Below are 18,861 nucleotides of genomic sequence, written 5' to 3' on the forward strand. Positions count from 1 at the left end.
AGCGGAAAGCCTATGCACGTCCGCGAGCTGCCGTGGATCGAGCCTGTCACGGCCTTGCGATGCGTTGCGCAGCAGCCGCAGCTTACCTTTCTCGATAGCGCGGCAGAGCATGAGTTGCTTGGACGTTACTCATATTTGACCTGCGAGCCGTTCGGCACCTATTTGGTCGCCGACGGACAGGCAAGTTGGAATGGAAAGGCTCTCATAGGCGCCCCCTGGCAAGCCCTCCGCGACCTCCTTGCCAGATACAAACAAGACCATTGCTCCGATCTACCCCCATTCCAGGGCGGCGCAGCAGGCTTCCTTGCTTACGATCTCAACCGCACACTGGAGCGGCTGCCATCGCCGTCGGATCTTGGTCTCGGAGTGCCCCAGTCAATACTGCATTTTTACGATGTGGTGGTCAGCTTCGATCATCGAAACCATAGGTGCTGGATTGTCTCGACCGGATGGCCGGAGCAGGACTCCACGCGACGAGCCGAACACGCGCGTCGTCGCGCCGACGAGTTTGCAGCACTGCTTGCCAGGCCAAGGCCAGCGCGGATCATAATCCCTGGCACCGCGGGGCGATGGCATTCGAACTTTAGCCGTGAAGGCTTCATGGCGGCGGTCCAGCGGGTCATCGATTTGATCCTGGCTGGAGATATATTCCAGGCGAACATCGCGCAACGGTTCGGTGCCAAATTGTCGCCCCTGTTCGATCCGCTCACCTTTTATTGCCAGCTCCGTTCATTAAACCCAGCCCCGTTTGCAGCCCTCCTGCGTTATGACAGGCTGACGATCGCCTCGAGCTCTCCTGAGCGATTTCTGAGACTTGACGGACGCCAGGTCGAAACACGCCCGATCAAGGGCACAATCGCGCGCTCAGCTGATTGTTCGGAAGATGTGCGCCGCGCTGAACTCCTCCTTGCCTCCGAAAAGAATCGCGCCGAGAACATTATGGTCGTCGACCTGCTGCGCAACGATCTGTCACGCGTTTGTACAGACAATTCGGTCGACGTTTCAGCCCTATGCAATCTCGAGACCTACGCCTCAGTGCACCATCTCGTGTCGGCAGTCAGCGGCGCACTTGCCGCAGATCAAGATGCCGTCAGTCTACTTCGCGCCTGCTTTCCCGGCGGTTCCGTCACTGGCGTTCCAAAGGTGCGAGCAATGCAGATCATTGCGGACATCGAAAAAGTGACGCGAGAGATCTATTGCGGGGCCATCGGCTTCATCGGATTCAATGGACACATGGACACGAACATTGCGATCCGCACCGTCGTGATCGAGGGTGATCTGGCTGTATTTCACGCAGGCGGCGGAATAACAGCGATGTCGAATCCTGAAGCCGAGTATGAGGAGACACTTACCAAGGCAAAACGGCTGTTTGAGGCCTTTGGGTCCGATCCATCTGGTGCATCTTGATTGTCATCATCGATAATTACGATTCCTTCGTGTTTAACATTGCGCGCTATTTCCGCAAGATTGGTGCAGAGACGAAAGTCGTTCGCAATGACGCGATCGGCGTGACCGATCTTGTTGGGCTGCAGCCGCGTGCAATCGTCATATCTCCCGGACCCTGCACGCCGATGGAGGCTGGTATATCCACTGCCGTTGTCCGCGAGCTTTCGGGTCGCATCCCGATTCTTGGCATCTGTCTTGGGCACCAGTGTATCGGAAGCGTTTTCGGCGGGCGCGTGGTGCGTGCACGTCGCCCCATGCACGGCCGCGCATCACGCATAACGCATGACGGTCGTGGGTTGTTTTTGGCACTTCCGTCACCACTTTGGGTCGGGCGCTACCATTCTCTTGCGGTCGAACTCGATCTGTCAGATGCACCTGATCTCATGGCGACGGCCCATTCAGATGAAGGCGAGATCATGGCCTTGACACATCGGCATCAACCTACCTACGGCGTACAATTTCACCCGGAGTCGGTCCTTACTGAGCAAGGTCACTCGCTCCTTATGAACTTCTTGCGATTGGCGGAGAGTTTCCAATCGTGAAGCTGAGACGTCCTCGCGCTCCTGGCAATCTTGTCCGCAGACGGAAATGACAAGCTGCGGCGCGACTCCAGCTCAGCGCAACGTGGTGCGCGAGAGCTCCGGCCTGATCAAGATTGTAACAGACAGCAGGAAACAGCTCGCTTTGTACGCTGCGTACTCAATTTTTTCTTTTAGTGCCGCCTCCATTGAATTACTTCAAGCCCGCAACGCGTAGTTCTCTTCGCATCAGCTGCATTGGGTCAATAGGCGGAAAACACCCTCTGGCCTAAACGCAAAGATGCTTTCTTGAGATCCGCCAAGAGCTTGGCGGTGCCTTGCGGTAGTCTCGCTACCGCTGCCCTTACGGGCGTTTCCTCCCTTGACTTGGCCGCCGGTCCCATCAGGATCGGCGGCTCTCTTACAGGTGGGTCAGCGTCATTATGCTCGAGGAATCAAGATCAATCTGCACCCGGGCCGACGCGGTAACGAACTGGCGCAAACGGCGGTGATGAGGCTGAAAGAACGATGCAACACAGAGGCGTGCAGTTCAGCATTCGAGAAGCGTCGGCAGGCGAATGGCGCTACAGTTTCGAGATGGGCGGCAAGACGATCAGCGGCAAAACCCGAACGCGATTGCAGCTTCTTGCAATCCGTCGGGCCAAGGATCGCATTAATCGTGAACTGAATCGCAGTGCGGAAAATCAGAGTTGATATCGGCATGAATGCTTCTGCGGGCTGTGCTAGCTCAATCTTTGCCGCCTTGGAACGCAGCGGGGCGAAGTTGGCTCGCATATCGCACTTCCTGTGCACGCTCCACACTGGGCGCGATTCGCCATTGGACATCGCCCACCTGACAACGAGCGGTACCTCTGCGTCCCGCCCGGCGTCGACATTACGGAGCCTTCTTCACCAGGTCCCTATCCATAGGTACGCATCCATCGGCGCGTCACAGAGCACTGGTAAACTTACCCGAGTTGGTGCAACCTCAGGTAACAACGAGCTGGAGACCCACCTATGCGCCGCATGGTTTTGAACAGCGTTCTGGCCTTGGCTCTCGGCGTCGCGGCATCCCCGGCCCGCGCGTGGTGGGACGAAGGGCACATGCAGATCGCTTATTTGGCGTATAAGCGCCTCTCCGATCCTGTCCGCGACAAGGCCGACGCCTTGCTGAAGCTCAACAAGGATTATGCGAAGTGGACCTCCGGCACCGCCGACGATAAAACGGCGAAGATGTACGCTTTCATCCATGCCGCGACTTGGGCTGACGACATCAAGACCAAGGAGTACGGCTATACGCGCGATGCGGTCACCAGCCCAACGGCCGGCCAGAACATCGGCTACTCGGATCACAACCAACATGCCTATTGGCATTTCAAGGACATCGACTTCACACCCGACGGCACGCCATTGGCCGCCGCGGCCCCAGTCGATTTCGTCACCCAGCTCAAGCTGATGATCGCTGCGCTGCCGGCGTCCTCGGGCGCACCCGACGATGTGCGCTCATATGACCTTGTCTGGATCCTTCATCTCGTCGGCGATGCCCATCAGCCGTTGCACGCGAGCGCCCGCTACACGCATGAGATCCCCGACGGAGATTCCGGCGGCAATGCGGAATCTGTGATACCGGCGAGTGGATCCAGCATGGCGCTGCACGCCTACTGGGACGCGATCTTCGGCGGTTACTCCTCGCCCCATGGCGCCATTTTCGACGCCGACGATAAGGACGGGCTATCGAGCGTCGGTGTCAACCAGGTTGAGGCGCAGATTGACGATCCCGCCGTCTGGGCTCAGGAAAGCGCGGACCTCGCCAAGCAATACGCCTACGCTCCGCCGATCAGCACTGGAAAGAATCCTGTCCTTCTGACACGCGACTATGAGACGAGCGCCAAAAACCTGGCCCGCGCGAGGGCTGCACTTGCCGCGGCCCGACTAGCCAACCTGATCGAAACGGCGCTCAAGTAGATTTTTTGCCAAATTGCTGCAGACGATAATTTGGAGGAGGAGATCAGCCCAGATTTTTCGCGTCCGCAGCCTTTTCCTTGCCTCTGCATGACCCGCAGGCCTTGGCAGGGCGGCCGGATCGAAGGCCAAGCTCTGAATACCGCTTTCCAGCACCCCTTACCTTAGTAGTGGCGCGGCGCCCCCGTAATAACCCCCAGTTGCATCACAGGACCCTGTCATGCTCTATGGCGGCGTCAATAAAATCCAGGGACTCAAAATGAAGCAGATCGTACTTGCCACGGCCTTGCTGCTGGCAACCACAGCCGCCCAAGCGCAGTACCTCGGCGGCACCGGTTCAAATCCAAACAGCCATGGTGTGTCGGGCTATACGCGCAGCAATGGCACGTACGTGCAGCCCTACCAAGCGACGAACCCCAACGGCACCCAGCGCGACAACTACGGCACCAGCGGCAACGTCAACCCCTACACCGGCGCCACTGGCCATCGCACGCCGCGCTATTGAGCCCGTGTCACCTCCTGCTTAGGCAATGAAGCGCGGGCACATCTGCATCCCACGAGATTCAGTAAGCAGAAGTCTACTTGCTATTTGCGATGATCATTTTTGTCTCACCAGCTGAGCGTTCGGGATAGAGAAAGGGCTAGTGGAATGAACAAAGAAAACGAAGGCACCAGGCACCAGGGAGTTGCGCCAGCTCCAAGCAGGCCATCTCCTTCCCCATCGCGGCCAAGTCCTGACGTTCATGCGCCGGTTCGCCCTGCTCCGTCCGTGCCTTCGCCAAGCCCGCCGCCAAAGCGGGATTGAGCCGCGAGCATGGTCGAGGAAATCAGTGCCCCGAAATTTGATGCGCTACGGAACTCGATCTACCACGCTTCGCGTCGCGAATATTATGACACTCTCAATCGCATACTGAACTTTCTAGTCATCGTCTTCGGAGCCGGCGTCGCAGGAAAAGTCTCGGAGCTCTTTCATTTCAGGGAGCTTTGGCTTGAATTCGGCGTTTTGGTTTTCGCCACCTCGCAGCTTACGTTCGATTTCGGCTCGAAAGCACGAACCCACGAGTTTCTGCGGCGCAAGTATCAAGAGATTCTTGCAGAAATTGAGCTTGAACCTACGCCAGAGGCGGCGAGATGGAGGTCTAAGCTTCAGACGATCGCTGGCGAAGAGCCTATGCCTATGCGAGCGTTAGACGCTCTCGCCTATAATGCTGCGCTGGATGCCACTTATAGCGATCCTGAAATTCGGAATGGAAACAGACTTTACGTGCCGTTCTGCCACCGCTTGCTCAGACACCTGATCGCGCGCGAGGGCTATGAATATCGACTTGAAAGTGAGCCACGTAGTTGGTGGCAAAGGTCTTTGAGCTGCTTCAAATCTTAATCAGGAGTTGGCATTGGCGAAGAAAGCCAAGAAAGCAAAGAAGGCCAAAAAGTCGGCAATAAAGAAGACCGCCAAAAAGACCAGGAACATTGCAAAGCATCATGGTGTTCGCCCTCCTCCGAAATGAGGAAAGCCCCACGCAACCCCAACGCAGGACCTTGGCGCCGCGCTATGATTGACCTGCCCCTGAATTTTTCATCCAGCGGCAGTTAGAGTCTCGGGGGGTTGTACGCCTTGCGGCGCGGTGGAAGCAACGGGCGATCGGCGGAGCTGGTCGGGGTTGCGCAGCGAGCGCCCGTTGCGGTGAGAGAGGCGGCGTAGGCCGCGGGCGTGAGGTATTGCAGCGAGGAATGGGGGCGTTCGCCATTGTAGTCGGCGACCCATGCCGCGAGTTTGGCCCTGGCATCGTCGAGACCGAAGAACAGCGTCTCGTTCAGGAGCTCGTCGCGCATCCGGCCGTTAAAGCTCTCGACGAAGCCGTTCTGCATTGGTTTGCCCGGTGCGATGAAGTGCCAGTCGATGCCGGTTTCCTTGCACCAGGCCAGCATGGCGTTACAGGTGAGTTCGGTGATCGGAGACGATCAGGCCGGGTTTGCCGCGCCGCGCGACAACCGTCGTCAGTTCCCGCGCCACACGCCGGCCCGAGATCGATGTGTCAGGAATGGCGCCCAGACATTCCTTGGTGACATCGTCGACGATGTTGAGGATGCGGAAGCGAGCCCGTCGGCGAACTGGTCGTGGACGAAGTCCAGCGACCAGCGCGCATTCGGCTTCGCCTCCACCAGGATCGGCGCCCGGCACCCCAAGGCCTTGCGGCGAGCCCGCCGCTTGCGGACTGTCAGTCCTTCTTCCCGATAGATCCGGTGAATGCGGTTGAGCCCTGATGGCTCGCCCTCTCGTCGCAGCAGAATGAACAGCCGACGGTAGCCGAACCGCCGGCGAGGTGACGGAGGAGGCGGAGCCGACCGGATGATCATCAGCGGCGGGCTCCCGATGAGGCTGTTCTTTGGTTTGGCGCAGAGCCGGTCGCTGTCGCCGCGGACAATCAGCGCGTAGCCGTGGTGCAACAGCTGCTTCAGGATCACCCGAATGCAAATGACGACCTCGGATCAGTGGACATGGTGCCGGATTCGTCAACGCTGCGGTTCACGCGATCAGCATTGCGCCGGTTTCATGACGCCGGCTGACCAGCTGGAACAACAGATGCGCCTGCGTCAGGCTCCGGCTTCACTCAAGTATAAGTCAGTTGACTAGAGAATGGCCGGCGCACTTCAGTGCGCAGCACCTAGTGGATCTGCTGGTCGAGATACCAGATCAACGATTGGTTAGTGTATCACAGGGAGGCACCTCAACGGGAACAGCGAAGCCAGCCTTTACCCGATCCAAGACGACCAGCGTCTTGAAGCATTTGATGTCCGGCATCTCGTAAAAGAACCGTCTGGTGAATTGCTCGTAGTCCTCCATGGTACGTGCGGTAACGTATAGGATAAAGTCAGCATCACCGGTGACGTAGAAGCCATTGACGACTTCGACTGAAGACTTGATGGCCTTCTTGAACCTGTCAATGATATCAGAACGCTCCCGCTCCATAGTCACCAGTACAAGCATTTGGATGGGTCTACCAATGGCCTTCGGCGAAACGATCGAGATATCCGCCTCAATGATGCCTTCCGAGCGCAGCCTCTTCAAGCGGCGTTGGCACGCTGTAGCAGAAAGCCCCGCTATTTCGCCGATCACCTCGGAGGTCAGGCGATTGTTCTTCTGCACGAGTTCGAGGATGCGAGCGTCTATCCGATCATATCGCATTGCATACCAGCTCCAAGCCTAAGATGAAATTCTCCGACAGATCCACGCGCGGGCGACGAGAAGCGCCCAAAGGCATGAGGATATAGAAGATGTTCAGCGCTCCCTTGATCGATCAAGCTCGGGAAACTACCGGCTTTCGGCGGGCACTCGTCAAAACACGCCCGCGTTTCGATCGTCTCGGCTATTCGAGCCCCATTTCCGCTCGAGCTCGAACTGATTTCTATGCACATGCAGGACTTCCCCGATGCCGTTCGCACGGTGCACTGCGACTCCTTTCGGGCACTGCTGCACCCACTTCGCCAGAAATGAGCCAGGCCAAGTTCGCGGTTGACGGATTCGCCATCGATTAACGATCGCCGGGTCGTGGCACTTTGAAGTCGAGCGGCAGCGCTTCAATTGGTCGCCGCGCATGATCGATGAGTGTCGGCTCCGCCCTCTTTACTCGCCCAATTAGCCGCGCATTGACACGCCAATCACGAGAGAGTGGCACAGGCCAGTTGATCATGCTCGATATCCGGGTGCACCAATCACCTTCGATCATTGACGTTCATGCACGTCGACAAGCTTTTTCAAAGCGGTTGGCCGCCGCTCACCGCTGCGTGGTATCCTCCCGATGCGCATTCTGAAAGAACTGAAGCGCGTTGCCGCGCATGATCCGGTCAATGAGGCCACGGGTGTCCTCGAGCGCGATCCAGCCTTCGGCGACCAATTGCGAGATGGCTTGTGCGATTCCACGGCGCGCAACGCACGCATGGCCATAAATTGGCTCGACAGCGACATAGTCGCCGCCGAAGGTGAAGATCTTGTTGGACGGAACCGCCATCAAGAACTCCTTCAAGAAACGAACGCCCGCCACCGGATTGATGATCCATGCCCAGCACATGTCGATCGCCGCATTAGGATAATGTTTGGCCAGCGCGATAAACTCGTGCTCGTATGGGTAGCCAATATGCATGAGCACGAATCGGGTTTCAGGAAAATCCTGCAGCAGACGGCAGACATCTGCGGCATTGCTGCGAGTACGGGCGAGTTGCATCACGCCGTAGCCAGCCAAAACGCCGGTGTGGAGTTTGACAGGCAAGCCGTACTCGCCAGCCTTGCCGACGCAATAGCGGAATAGATAGTCTTGCAGCGCCTTGAGGTCCTCAGGACCCAGAGCGTGCAAAGCGCCTACCCTGTCGGCATGGTGGGGGAATAGTCTTGCGGCATGCGCCTTGGTGACCGGCTCGAAATCGAGGGCGCGCGAATAGGCGATTTGCGATTTTACGGCCACGGCTTTGGCGCCGTATGTTGCAAAATAAAAGTCAATAACATCGAGCCATTCATCGAGCGTGGTCGGGCGCCTGCCCGTTTCGGCTTCCACCCACGCAAAATCAGCAGCACTACATCGGCACATTTGAAGAATGCTTATGTCGTGGTCGAGCAGTCCTGGCTGCTCGGTCTCCATAAAGATACGCTGGAGCGAATTGACGTGACAGCCTTTGATGTTTGCCAGCTCCAGAATCCGTGCGTAGAAACCCGGCTGTACGGTTTGATGGTATTTCTCGGCGATGCGGGGGAGGCTTTCATCCGTCAGGTCCTCTTCACCGTAAACGCCACGAAACGTATGGCGCAGCGCCTGGGCGTAGCCGGTGTGGCGGATCCTTTCCCAATAGGGCGCGATCAATCGATATTTTTCTTCGCTCGTAAGGTCCGGCCCGAGAAACCCTCGAAGGTCGCTCGCTGGCAGGCCTGCAACTACCAGATCCTCGGCAGCATAGGATCTGAACAGATAGGCCCAGTCGTTGCATGGCAATGTTCGTTGATGGATCGCTCCGGAAAGGCGCTGACTTTCCTCGATCAGGTGTTCATGGGTGTCGACAAATGGCGTCTGCTCGACCCATTGTGCGATTTGTCGATCCACGTCTGTCATCGACTTCCAGTCAGCCGCTCCGCTTGTCATTTCGCGCTCCCTTTAGGTGACGACAGTTGCTTGCGTTCGCATTCGACAACCAGCATTGGACCATGCTGATAGGTCTGACGTTGACGTCCTATCGCCGCGGCGGCTTCGGCTCGCCGCGGTCAAGCTCAGTAATTGACCACATCACTGGGGTGTGCGACGCGCTCCTTGAGCGCATCGGTCATTGGGAAGTTCAGATTGATGTTTTTCGGCGGAATCGCAGCCACGAACCATTTGTCGTAGATTTTGGTGAACTCGCCGGAAGCCATGAGTTTGGAGAGAACGTCGTCGACTAACTTTTTGAAGTCGGGATCATCCTTCGAGAACATCAGGCCATAATAATAAATGGTACCATAGTTAGCATTTAGAAAGATGAGGTCGGCCGGTTTCGCATAATCCGCCTTCATGCCGGCCAAGAGAATGTCAGCTTCCACCCACGCTGCCACACGACCGGTCGTGAGTAGCAACAATGATTCCGCATGGTCTTTGGCTTGCGCGATGGTCAGGTTGAGATCGTCCTGCTGCGAAATGCCTTTGGCAATGCCGAGAGCATCGGAACCCTGAGTTACGACAACGGTCTTCCCTTTCAGATCTTTCGGCGTCTTGAGCCCGCTCGACACCTTTGCGAGCCAGGCCGTTTGACTGGCGAAGGTGGCAACACTGAATGAGACCTGTTCTAGACGCTGCTTACTGCTGGCGGTGCCGCCGCACTCGATGTCGATCGTGCCGTTCTGGATAAGTGGAATCCGGTTGGACGAGTTGACGGGCGTCAGCTTTGTCTGAATGTCCGGAGTACCAAGATCAACTTTCAGACGATCGACGACGTGCGCGCACAGGTCGAGCGAAAAACCAACAGGCTTCTGATCAGCGCCGAGATAGGAAAAGGGAATCGAGGCCTCGCGATAACCAATGGTGATCACCTTTTTCGATCTGATGTTGTCAAGCGTTGGACCCGCGTGCGCCGTGGAAATCGCAGTTGCGGTGATCGCGATCGCTGAAAGCAGTGCAAACATTTTAGCCATGGGAATTCCTCTGATTCATATGAAACGCGCTTTTTGCGCTTTTGATCTTGGGCAGCGCGTGCGCTCCCAGGCGATCCGTGCGCGATCCGGCGTCGCTAAGATGACCGCTTCCAACCGCCGGCAGACGCCTAGTTCCCGAAGCTGGGGCAGCGTACGATCCGCGCATTCCGCACCGCACATTAACCGGGCAGCGTTCAGCCATGGCTAAATGATAGGCCTCTCGAGCCTTTTGGCACTACAAAATGTCAGTTTGCGAACATTTAGATTTCGAAATATGAGAATTTATTGGAGCAGTGTCGTGAACCCGACGGGCCGCCCTCCCCGCTTGTGTAAGGCGCTCCCGCCCATCGGCGATCCATGCGCAATCGGAAAACACGAAATCCGGGCGATATGCATTTTTTAGAGTTTGGTTGCCCGAAGTTTTTCATGGTTCGCAATCTGCTCCATCGCCGGGGCGTCAGAGCGTCTTTCCCCAGCACAAAGCTTGTGGTTTTAGAGCAAGGCGGCGCCGACTAAGGCTACGGGATGGTCGGGACCGAGCCGAATGGGACACCGGTCCAGGTCGAACCGGGAGTAGAACTGGCAATGCTTTCATTGGTGTTGTCGGCACTTTCGGGACCCCGATCGCACGGCATCTCGCCTCGTCGTGTGCTGGCGAGACAACCGGTCGAGTTTTGCAACTCAGTCTCCACCCAAACGCCAAGTCGAACGGCTCGAGAGAAAGAGCGGCCACAGCCTACGCGGTGACTAAGTCAGCAAGGACGTCAACATGCTGATCGCCGAGCTTGATGGTCAGACGACGAGCGTGTCACGCGGCCGGCTCGTACCGAACTGCCCCGCTTGCATGCTTCGAGGTCTTTGAATTGCCCGGCATCAATCTTCATTTTGGCTACGTCTTGGCGGAACACGCACCGCCGGTAGGCGTGTCGCTTAAGCGTTTCCTCCGACTCTGGAGCAGAATGATCTGACGAGCGCGTCGTCGAGGGTAGCCGAGGTCGATCAATTCTAAGGATCGATCCGGCTTGCTGCTCTGCTCTTTTGAAAGATTTCTGAAAAAGCGACGATCTATATCGTCGTCTCTACTTGTCCTTTGAGCCTTGATCGGAACCTATGATGCCAGTCGCGTCCGCGTTGGCCTGGTAAGTCGATGCGGATCGGCCGTCTGGGCAATCAAATCCGGGGAAAGACCCGGCTCCTCGTCAAATACTTCGCGGATTGTCTTGCCCGAGATGAGCACCTTTTTCGCCAGCTCCGCCGCACGCTCATAACCAATCGCCGGCGCGAGGGCTGTCGCAACCGCAGCGCTGGCCTCGAGGTGTCCAAGGCATACTTGCACGTTTGGCGTGATCCCGGCGACGCACTTCGTGCGTAATACCTCGATCGCATTCATCAGCAGTTCGAGAGAGTGGAGAATATTGTATGCTATCACCGGCTCCATGGCGTTCAATTGGAGCTGCCCGGCTTCCGCAGCAAGCGTGATCGTTAGATCGTAGCCGATGATTTGGAATGCGACCTGATTGACGACTTCCGGAACCACCGGATTGACCTTCCCAGGCATGATGGACGAGCCGGGCTGAAGCGGTGGCAGATTGATTTCGTTCAGTCCTCCGCGTGGGCCACTAGAAAGTAGCCTCAGGTCGTTGCAGATCTTCGACAGCTTAGTCGCGGTGCGCTTGAGCATCCCGGAGAACAAAACGAAGGCTCCGGTATCCCAACATGCTTCTATCAGATTGCCGGCGGCAACGAGCGGGAGACCCGATATCTCGCAAAGCTCCGAAATGGCAAGTGCCTGATAGTCAGGGTTAGTGTTGATGCCGGTACCGATCGCCGTGCCTCCAAGATTGATCTCCTGGAAGAATGAGGCGATCTCTCCAAGTCGAGCGACGTCCTCGCGAAGGGTCGTCGCAAAGGCTTGGAATTCCTGCCCCAAAGTCATGGGGACGGCATCCTGCAATTGCGTTCGGCCGAGCTTTATCACCTCGCTGAAGCTAGTTGCCTTCTCCTCAAAGCCAGTCGCCAGACGCTCAAGGGCAGCCTGGAGTTGCCCATGGGACAGCAATATCGCAAGCCGGATTGCCGTCGGATAGACGTCATTCGTGGATTGCGACAAGTTGACGTCGTTGTTGGGGTGGACGACGTCGTATCGCCCCCGCGGCAGTCCCATGATTTCGAGAGCGCGATTTGCAATCACCTCGTTTATGTTCATGTTGGTCGACGTTCCCGCCCCTCCCTGGAAGACGTCCAGCGGAAATTCTCTCCACAACACTCCTCGCGCTATTTCGCCGCAAACCGCGCAGATTACATCGGCCTTATCTTTCTCAAGGTCCCCGAGGCGCGCATTTGCCCTGGCTGCGGCCATCTTCACGAATGCCAGCGCCTTTATGAAGATGGGAAAGTGACTAATCGGAATACCTGAGATCGGAAAATTTGCGATCCCGCGCGCGGTCTGCGGACCATAGTAGGCTTTGAGCGGGATCTTCGCCGGGCCGAGGGAATCGCTTTCGATGCGCTCTGTTGGCGATGCGCTGGTCATATCAAGCTCTCATTTTCTGTGCTGGCATTTCAGGGAAGACCGCGCGGGCCGCGGTTTCAGTGAATGATCTGATTGAGGAAGGCCTTCGCGCGTTCCGTCTTGGGCGCGCGAAAGAAGGTGCTCGGATCGCCCTCTTCCACGATTGAGCCGCGATCCATGAAGACCACTCGATCCGCAACTTCGCGCGCAAAACCCATTTCGTGCGTGACGCAGACCATCGTCATCCCATCCTGCGCGAGCTCAACTATGGTTTCGAGCACCTCCTTGACCATTTCCGGATCGAGGGCAGAGGTCGGCTCGTCGAAGAGCATGATCTTGGGCTGCATGCACAGGGCACGGGCTATCGCGACACGTTGCTGCTGGCCGCCCGACAATTGCGCGGGATATTTGTTGGCCTGATCATGGATCCGGACTTTCCTCAACAGCGCCATCGACCGCTGATGCGCCTCGGACTCAGCAAGGCCCCTGACCTTCATCGGAGCTAGCATGCAGTTTTCGAGCACCGACAGATGCGGAAACAGGTTAAAGCTCTGAAAGACCATGCCGACTTCAGAGCGAACGTTGTTGATGTCGCCAATCCGGTCTGTCAGTTCGATCCCATCGACGACTATACGTCCGGAATCGTGCTTTTCGATATGATTGATGCAGCGAATGAGAGTCGACTTTCCGGAACCCGATGGTCCGCAGAGTACGATCTTTTCTCCTTTTGCGACTTTGAGGTTGACGTCGCTCAAGGCATTGAAGCTACCGAACCGCTTGACGAGGTGCTCGACGACAACCATCGGGAACGGGTCAGCTGGGCTAACTGTGCGCTCTTGCTGCATGCTGATCTCCAGGTTGTAGCCCCAGGGAATGACGGGCCATCAGATTGTGATTGACTATCGGCGGGCGCCCGCGATCGCGTACTTCCTGCGGAGCGAGGCAACGAATTGGGACGCGGCGCTGCCTATGATGAGATAAACAACGGCCACTGCGAGGTACATCTCGACGAGACGACCATTGAGCTGTGCAAGCTTGGAAGCCGCACCAAGGAGATCAGTGAGCGATAGAACGTAAACAAGGGACGTATCCTGAAACAGTATAATGGTCTGGCTCAGTATGATGGGGCTTGCGACCCGAAACACCTGCGGAAGGACGACATGGCGATACGTATCGAACGTCGACAGGGCGAGAGCCTGGCACGCCTCGAATTGTCCTTTGTTCACGGCGCGCAATCCGACACGGATGATTTCCGAATAGTAGGCGGCTTCAAACAGGCCGAAGGTGATGAACGCTGTATAGGTGGCACCGACTGGAACCGGGCGACCGTTGCCTGACAGGTGCCCCAGAACGAGGGGCACCAAGAAGAAGAACCAAAACAGGACCAGAATGAGCGGAATCGATCGCATCAGCGCGACATAGCTACGGACGAGCTGGCTCAGAATGCGGAGCTCAAAGTGCTGCACGAGGGCGAAGAGCGTTCCAAGAAGCATCCCAACCAAGAAGGCGGCTGCCGTCAAGGAAAGCGAGAACAGCAATCCTGACCACAGATAGGGCCATGCCTGTACGACAATCGAGAAATCGAGACTGTTCATTTCACGACCTCCATACCGTTAGGGAGGGAGCTTTCCAGCTTCACATCGTCGAAATCTGACCCGCCGGCCTCCCTACCGGGTGCGGTACCGGGTATGCGCACGGCTTTGTCGATAAGCATCATCGTCTGGTAGGCGATCAAAGCCAAAGCGAGATAGATGAGCGTGGCGGCACCGAATGCCGCGAAGGTTTGGAACGTCGCATCGCTGATTTGGCGCGCCTGGGCGGTCAGTTCCATCAAACCGATGGTTAGAGCGACGGATGTGTTCTTGTAGATGCCCATCACCTCGCTTGTCAGGCTTGGCACGATCAGGCGAAGTGCCTGCGGCAAGATGATATGGCGATACGTTAGATAACCGCTCAGGCCGAGTGCGGCAGCGGCTTCGTCCTGCCCCCTGGGCAAGGCTTCGATGCCTGCGCGAACCTGTTCTGCGATGCGCGCGGCGGTGTAGAGGCCCAGGCACCACAGCGCCGGAAAGAAAGTTCCCCAAGGCGGAGGTATCTGCTTTATCCAGTCGCCTATGGTCGTTGGAAGAAGCTCGGGCAGGACGAAGTACCAGAGAAACATCTGCACGAGAACGGGGATGTTTCGGAAGATCTCAACGTACAATCGAGCTAGGGCCCGGAAGAAGGGATTCTGCACAGTTCGACCTATGCCGACAACGACTCCGATTGCGAATGCAATCCACCAGCCGAAGAAGGCAAGCGCCAACGTCCAACCGAGACCCGAAACAAGCCAGTCGATGTAACGCTGGCCATCCACGGTCTTTTCAAGAAGAACTGTGAACATCGCGAACCTCACGATTGCGGGTGTGCACGACGACCACGCTCGGCATGGTCGCTCATCGTACGCGTTGTGCCGGTACTAGTCGACCGCGTCAGCTGAATGCACGATCCTCTCCTTCAGCGTATCGACAAGCGGAAGGCCATGATCTTCGCGCTTTGGCTCGATCAGGCCGTCCGCTTCGAGCGCTTTTTCTCGAACTGCTCCATGCCTAATCCTATGCAGCCTTGAATGACTTTTTTGACAGCCGTCCGCGGATAAGATGCACTAAGCGATCCACATCGTCGATCGTGTTGAACATGCCGAACGATATACGGATGCCGTCACGCTCTGGGGAAACACGCACGCCATTCTCTTCGAAGTAGCTGAGCCATTCTGTCGCAGGAAGAGCGACGACGTAGATGTGAGGCGATCGATGTTGCCGCTGACGTGGACCGATGAGACTGACGCCGAGATCGTCCAGCTGGGCAAGCAGATGATCACCTAAATCGAAGCAATGGTTCTGAATGTTCTTCACCCCGATCTGCTCGATCATGTCGAGCGAGGCCCCGAGCGCATGAATTGCAGGAAGGTTGAAGTTGCCTAACTCGAAGCGTCGCGCGGTAGGAGACGACGCCAAGCGATCGGGACGAGCGATAAGATCGTCAGGAATTTCCGCCAAACTGGCAGCGGCAAGATAGGCGGGCTCCAGCTCCTTCAGAGTCTGGTCCCAATAGAGCAATCCGAGACCTTGAGGGACGAGCAATCCCTTGTGACTTCCGCAGCCCACGAAGGTTGCCTGGATGGCCTTCACATCGATCGGAACGACCCCGATTGCCTGCATGACGTCGACGACGAAGTAGAGCTTCTTATCCGCGCAAAGAGCGCCGATACTCTCGATATCGAAGCGATGGCCTGCGTGGAAGGTCACGTGCGACAACGAAATCGCGCGAGTCGTGTCGTCGATGTAGGGAAGAAAAGCCTCGGCGTTTACGACATCCGTCATGGGAAGGAAGTCGATCCGGACCCCCTTCTTCTTCAAATTGAGGAAAGCATAGGTGTTGTTTGGATGATCGCCATGGATCATCAAAACGCTATCGCCAGCTCGCAGAGGCAACGCGTTTGCCGCGATGTTCATGCTTTCCGATGTGTTCTTGGTGAAGGCAATTTCGTCGGCCGATACCCTAAGGAAACGGGCTACTTTGGCACGCGTTTGCTCAACCCGATCGAGCCACACGCTTTTCGGCCCGGCGCTCTCCAAGCCTTCACGAAGAAAGATTTCGATGGCGGCCATTACGGGACGGGCGAGCGGCGCCTGAAAACCGGAGTCGAGGTAGACCATCCTTTCGGCTGCAGGGAACTCCTTGCGCACAGCTTCCACGTCGTAGTGACGAGACATTCCCACTCCCCTTTCAAAACGTGTCGCCCGTACTGCCAAATTTCCTTGGCTTGATGGGCCATACCGAGCCTGTGCAGTGCACAAAAACCGATCAACGACCGACGACGCCAACGATATGAGCAAACCGGAGCTCGATCCAGGTCATTTTTCATATTTCAGTAGCAATAGTTCCGAAAAATGATAATTTACTTCGGCTAGGGAGATTGCGATGGCTGACCAAAAAAAGACTGCCGGGCCCCTCGACCGAGCGTTCGCGATAGTTGGCCATGTCGCTCATCAGACAAAGGCCGTCTCGGTCGTTGAGATCGCGAGCGCCCTTTCGTTACCCGTTCCGACGGCGCATCGACTCGTCGGAAATCTGGAAGAACGCGGCCTTCTTCAGAAAGCGCTTGGATCGAAGCGCTACGTGGTAGGCAATCAGTTGGTGATGCTGTCCGCCAGAGTCATCGGCGCGGCTTTTCGCACGGCTCGGCGCCATGCGGTGCTGCGCGCGGTTGCTGGCGAGATCGGCGAACAGTGCGAGATCGGCGTCGTGCGCGACAATCTCGTCACTTACGTTGACAGCGTACGCGTGTCCCAGCCACAGGGGCTTCAATTCAATCCCGGCGAGGCGGCTCCCCTTCACTGCACCTCGACCGGAAAGATCTACATGAGCCGACTGCCCAAGAGGCCGCGTGAAAAGTTATGCCGCTCACTCGCTCTGACCCAGTACACTGACAATACCATCGTCGATTGCGAGACGCTTCTGAAGGTTCTCGAGGAGACGCGCCATCATGGGTGGGCCAAGACCAATGAGGAATACGTGAAAGGCGTGGTCGGCTGCGCGGTCCCTATCGTTTCTCCGGACCGGGAGCTGATAGCCTGTCTCGGCGTCTCGGTGCCCGCGGCGCGAGTGAGCTTCGCAGAGCTTGACCGGTTCATTCCTCCACTCCAAAGAGCCGCCGTGCTCCTATCGCAAACCATCCTTCAAACCGACAGCGAGGATGAAACGCTTGAGGATAGTTGAGGAAAAGGATCCCTCGACTTCGCCGCTTCTGGTCGGGAGAAAGCACGGATATCTTCGGAAACGATCACCGTCTGCTTCGGTATAAGTCATTGCGGCAAGCACTTCTAGTCTCCGCAAGATCCGAGCCATCAGAGCTCGAACTGCGCCGCAGCGCCATCGTCAACTAGCATGTCTAGTGGTTGATTGAGATGGAGGGCACCTGGCAAGGTAGAAGCCAGATCAGAGTTCGAATGGGGCTGATAGTTCCAGTACACCCACCTTTCACGCATGATCGTTTTCGGCTCCGCCATCCCTGAAAACGGCAGGCGTACCTTTGCCGATCCGGCTCACGCCCAATCCTTGGCATGTACCGCTCGCATGTTGCTGCTTGCTGCCATGCACGGCTCGCGCCTCGATGCCGGACGGCATACCGATATCGTCCCGCATCCGCTTTTTGCGTGACCGGCTCAAAGCGCGAGGCTCCCCGTTTGACGTATATAGATTGACCGCCGGTGACCGCATGACATGTCTTCAGACAATCTCACCCGATGACCATCCTCTCTATGAGCGATCGCGGCCAATGCATTGCTGTCTATGCCTACGATTTGAGGCGTAAGACCATCATGCCTTTACCTTCCAGGTCCCCAAGGAGAGTGTGGATAAAGCGCGATGCCGAACTAAGCGGCATGGCTCATATTGTTTTCGCCGGCCTGATCTTCGTTACTATGTCATCGGCTATCAAGGTTGTAACGCAGACAGTTTCTCCCTTGCAGGTGACTGTTCTGCGCAGCATGCTGGCGATCCCAATACTCTTCTTTATTATTCCTAAACATGACCGCTGCGACTTTCGCCTCCTGTTCTCGAAGGAGCAGTTCTTCAGATCCGTCTTCGGTTATACGGGATTTCTGGCATTCGTCGCCTGTGCGTCGAAGCTCCCCCTAACGGTAGCTGCGTCAATATTGTACACCTCCCCCATCTGGTCCTTACTATTGTCGGCGCTAGTACTGAAGGAACGACAGAACATTGCGCCGGCCTTCGGACTGATTATCGGGTTCTTCGGCATGCTTGTCGTAGTTCAACCCACCCTCAGCAGCGCAGACGGCTGGATTGTCATTGGCTTGATTGGCGCAGCGCTCGACAGTCTCGCTGTTATGATGATACGGCGCATAGCAAGCATCGATGCTCCGGAACGGACGGCGCTGTGCTTTATGCTTTGGAGCTCTGCGATCGGCCTGCCTTTTGCAATCCCTGTGTGGGTATGGCCGGCACCCGCTGATTGGCCGTTGTTGTTGCTTATTGCGGTGCTGGCCGCGCTGTCACAGATCGCGCTGGGACGAGGCTACGCTCTCGTCCGCCTCGCACGCGCCGCTCCTCTCGACTTTGTCCGTCTGCCAGCAAGTTTACTGGTTGATCTGGTGTGCTTTGGTACCACTCCCACGCCCATGATGTGGCTTGGCACCGGACTTATCCTCGTCGGATCTTCGGCCTGTCTGGCAGGGCGAGTGATGCGCGAGTGATTATGAGCCTGTTCACGT

The 18,861-nt window shown here is 56.9% G+C and carries 16 protein-coding genes and 1 pseudogene; 7 read left to right on the forward strand and 10 right to left on the reverse strand.

Translation table 11 applies throughout. The features are described from left to right. The first annotated feature begins 12 nt into the window (after positions 1 to 12). A complete protein-coding gene (gene pabB / locus ACVWZM_RS09285) occupies positions 13 to 1,407 on the forward strand; it encodes an aminodeoxychorismate synthase component I (RefSeq protein ID WP_456856662.1) in 1,395 nt (464 codons plus the stop codon). Then, entirely contained in the window at positions 1,404 to 1,988 is a 585-nt protein-coding gene (locus tag ACVWZM_RS09290) for an anthranilate synthase component II (RefSeq protein ID WP_456852808.1), read from the forward strand. Before pabB ends, ACVWZM_RS09290 begins: the two co-directional genes overlap by 4 nt. 417 nt (positions 1,989 to 2,405) lie before the next feature. Here ACVWZM_RS09290 and ACVWZM_RS09295 read toward each other — a convergent pair whose 3' ends face one another. Then, entirely contained in the window at positions 2,406 to 2,759 is a 354-nt protein-coding gene (locus tag ACVWZM_RS09295) for a hypothetical protein (RefSeq protein WP_456852810.1), read from the reverse strand. A 222-nt stretch (positions 2,760 to 2,981) separates the two neighbouring features. On the opposite strand from ACVWZM_RS09295, the gene ACVWZM_RS09300 reads away from it, so the two are divergent. The 3 genes from ACVWZM_RS09300 to ACVWZM_RS09310 all read left to right on the forward strand — a co-directional run bounded on the left by ACVWZM_RS09300 (position 2,982) and on the right by ACVWZM_RS09310 (position 5,307). Continuing rightward, entirely contained in the window at positions 2,982 to 3,929 is a 948-nt protein-coding gene (locus tag ACVWZM_RS09300) for a S1/P1 nuclease (protein WP_456852811.1), read from the forward strand. A 217-nt stretch (positions 3,930 to 4,146) separates the two neighbouring features. Continuing rightward, positions 4,147 to 4,431: a hypothetical protein gene (locus ACVWZM_RS09305; protein ID WP_253624636.1), complete on the forward strand. Its 285-nt coding sequence runs from the start codon at positions 4,147 to 4,149 to the stop codon at positions 4,429 to 4,431. Positions 4,432 to 4,740: 309 nt separating this feature from the next. Continuing rightward, positions 4,741 to 5,307, forward strand: coding sequence for a hypothetical protein (locus ACVWZM_RS09310; RefSeq protein WP_456852813.1), 567 nt, complete (start codon positions 4,741 to 4,743; stop codon positions 5,305 to 5,307). A gap of 195 nt (positions 5,308 to 5,502) precedes the next feature. Here the strand turns inward: ACVWZM_RS09310 and ACVWZM_RS09315 are convergent. The 9 genes and pseudogenes from ACVWZM_RS09315 to ACVWZM_RS09355 all read right to left on the reverse strand — a co-directional run. Then, positions 5,503 to 6,248: pseudogene (locus tag ACVWZM_RS09315) on the reverse strand (IS3 family transposase); the annotation flags it as partial. Between the two features lie 373 nt (positions 6,249 to 6,621). Further along, complete coding sequence (locus tag ACVWZM_RS09320) at positions 6,622 to 7,113, reverse strand: Lrp/AsnC family transcriptional regulator (RefSeq protein WP_253624639.1); 492 nt, start codon at positions 7,111 to 7,113, stop codon at positions 6,622 to 6,624. A 589-nt stretch (positions 7,114 to 7,702) separates the two neighbouring features. Continuing rightward, a complete protein-coding gene (locus ACVWZM_RS09325; RefSeq protein WP_456852815.1) occupies positions 7,703 to 9,055 on the reverse strand; it encodes an amidohydrolase family protein in 1,353 nt (450 codons plus the stop codon). 125 nt (positions 9,056 to 9,180) lie between these two features. Then, a complete protein-coding gene (locus tag ACVWZM_RS09330; RefSeq protein ID WP_456852817.1) occupies positions 9,181 to 10,074 on the reverse strand; it encodes an amino acid ABC transporter substrate-binding protein in 894 nt (297 codons plus the stop codon). Positions 10,075 to 11,182: 1,108 nt separating this feature from the next. Continuing rightward, positions 11,183 to 12,607: an aspartate ammonia-lyase gene (locus ACVWZM_RS09335; protein ID WP_456852819.1), complete on the reverse strand. Its 1,425-nt coding sequence runs from the start codon at positions 12,605 to 12,607 to the stop codon at positions 11,183 to 11,185. Between the two features lie 56 nt (positions 12,608 to 12,663). Then, positions 12,664 to 13,431 carry an amino acid ABC transporter ATP-binding protein gene (locus ACVWZM_RS09340; RefSeq protein ID WP_305884409.1) on the reverse strand — a complete coding sequence of 256 codons (768 nt, stop codon included), beginning with the start codon at positions 13,429 to 13,431 and terminating at the stop codon, positions 12,664 to 12,666. 54 nt (positions 13,432 to 13,485) lie between these two features. Next, complete coding sequence (locus ACVWZM_RS09345) at positions 13,486 to 14,181, reverse strand: amino acid ABC transporter permease (protein WP_456852821.1); 696 nt, start codon at positions 14,179 to 14,181, stop codon at positions 13,486 to 13,488. Beyond that, positions 14,178 to 14,969 carry an amino acid ABC transporter permease gene (locus ACVWZM_RS09350; protein WP_456852823.1) on the reverse strand — a complete coding sequence of 264 codons (792 nt, stop codon included), beginning with the start codon at positions 14,967 to 14,969 and terminating at the stop codon, positions 14,178 to 14,180. The genes ACVWZM_RS09345 and ACVWZM_RS09350 overlap by 4 nt, the downstream gene beginning before the upstream one ends. A gap of 211 nt (positions 14,970 to 15,180) precedes the next feature. Next, positions 15,181 to 16,341, reverse strand: a complete 1,161-nt coding sequence (locus ACVWZM_RS09355) for an aminotransferase class V-fold PLP-dependent enzyme (protein ID WP_456852825.1) — start codon at positions 16,339 to 16,341, stop codon at positions 15,181 to 15,183. A gap of 208 nt (positions 16,342 to 16,549) precedes the next feature. Between ACVWZM_RS09355 and ACVWZM_RS09360 the strand changes: the two genes are divergently transcribed. After that, positions 16,550 to 17,347, forward strand: coding sequence for an IclR family transcriptional regulator (locus ACVWZM_RS09360; RefSeq protein WP_456828234.1), 798 nt, complete (start codon positions 16,550 to 16,552; stop codon positions 17,345 to 17,347). Between the two features lie 527 nt (positions 17,348 to 17,874). Then, positions 17,875 to 18,843, forward strand: a complete 969-nt coding sequence (locus tag ACVWZM_RS09365) for a DMT family transporter (RefSeq protein WP_456852827.1) — start codon at positions 17,875 to 17,877, stop codon at positions 18,841 to 18,843. The last annotated feature ends 18 nt before the right edge of the window (positions 18,844 to 18,861 follow it).

This window comes from Bradyrhizobium sp. USDA 4501, assembly GCF_054062115.1.

Excerpts from the sequence above, each read along its gene's own strand:
- ACVWZM_RS09300 (WP_456852811.1), top strand. The coding sequence starts at position 2,982 with ATGCGCCGCATGGTTTTGAACAGCGTTCTGGCCTTGGCTCTCGGCGTC.
- ACVWZM_RS09310 (WP_456852813.1), top strand. The coding sequence starts at position 4,741 with ATGGTCGAGGAAATCAGTGCCCCGAAATTTGATGCGCTACGGAACTCG.
- ACVWZM_RS09335 (WP_456852819.1), bottom strand. The coding sequence starts at position 12,607 with ATGACCAGCGCATCGCCAACAGAGCGCATCGAAAGCGATTCCCTCGGC.
- ACVWZM_RS09350 (WP_456852823.1), bottom strand. The coding sequence starts at position 14,969 with ATGTTCACAGTTCTTCTTGAAAAGACCGTGGATGGCCAGCGTTACATC.
- pabB (WP_456856662.1), top strand. The coding sequence starts at position 13 with ATGCACGTCCGCGAGCTGCCGTGGATCGAGCCTGTCACGGCCTTGCGA.
- ACVWZM_RS09295 (WP_456852810.1), bottom strand. The coding sequence starts at position 2,759 with ATGCGAGCCAACTTCGCCCCGCTGCGTTCCAAGGCGGCAAAGATTGAG.
- ACVWZM_RS09345 (WP_456852821.1), bottom strand. The coding sequence starts at position 14,181 with ATGAACAGTCTCGATTTCTCGATTGTCGTACAGGCATGGCCCTATCTG.
- ACVWZM_RS09305 (WP_253624636.1), top strand. The coding sequence starts at position 4,147 with ATGCTCTATGGCGGCGTCAATAAAATCCAGGGACTCAAAATGAAGCAG.
- ACVWZM_RS09355 (WP_456852825.1), bottom strand. The coding sequence starts at position 16,341 with ATGTCTCGTCACTACGACGTGGAAGCTGTGCGCAAGGAGTTCCCTGCA.
- ACVWZM_RS09340 (WP_305884409.1), bottom strand. The coding sequence starts at position 13,431 with ATGCAGCAAGAGCGCACAGTTAGCCCAGCTGACCCGTTCCCGATGGTT.
- ACVWZM_RS09365 (WP_456852827.1), top strand. The coding sequence starts at position 17,875 with ATGACCATCCTCTCTATGAGCGATCGCGGCCAATGCATTGCTGTCTAT.
- ACVWZM_RS09330 (WP_456852817.1), bottom strand. The coding sequence starts at position 10,074 with ATGGCTAAAATGTTTGCACTGCTTTCAGCGATCGCGATCACCGCAACT.
- ACVWZM_RS09325 (WP_456852815.1), bottom strand. The coding sequence starts at position 9,055 with ATGACAAGCGGAGCGGCTGACTGGAAGTCGATGACAGACGTGGATCGA.
- ACVWZM_RS09360 (WP_456828234.1), top strand. The coding sequence starts at position 16,550 with ATGGCTGACCAAAAAAAGACTGCCGGGCCCCTCGACCGAGCGTTCGCG.
- ACVWZM_RS09320 (WP_253624639.1), bottom strand. The coding sequence starts at position 7,113 with ATGCGATATGATCGGATAGACGCTCGCATCCTCGAACTCGTGCAGAAG.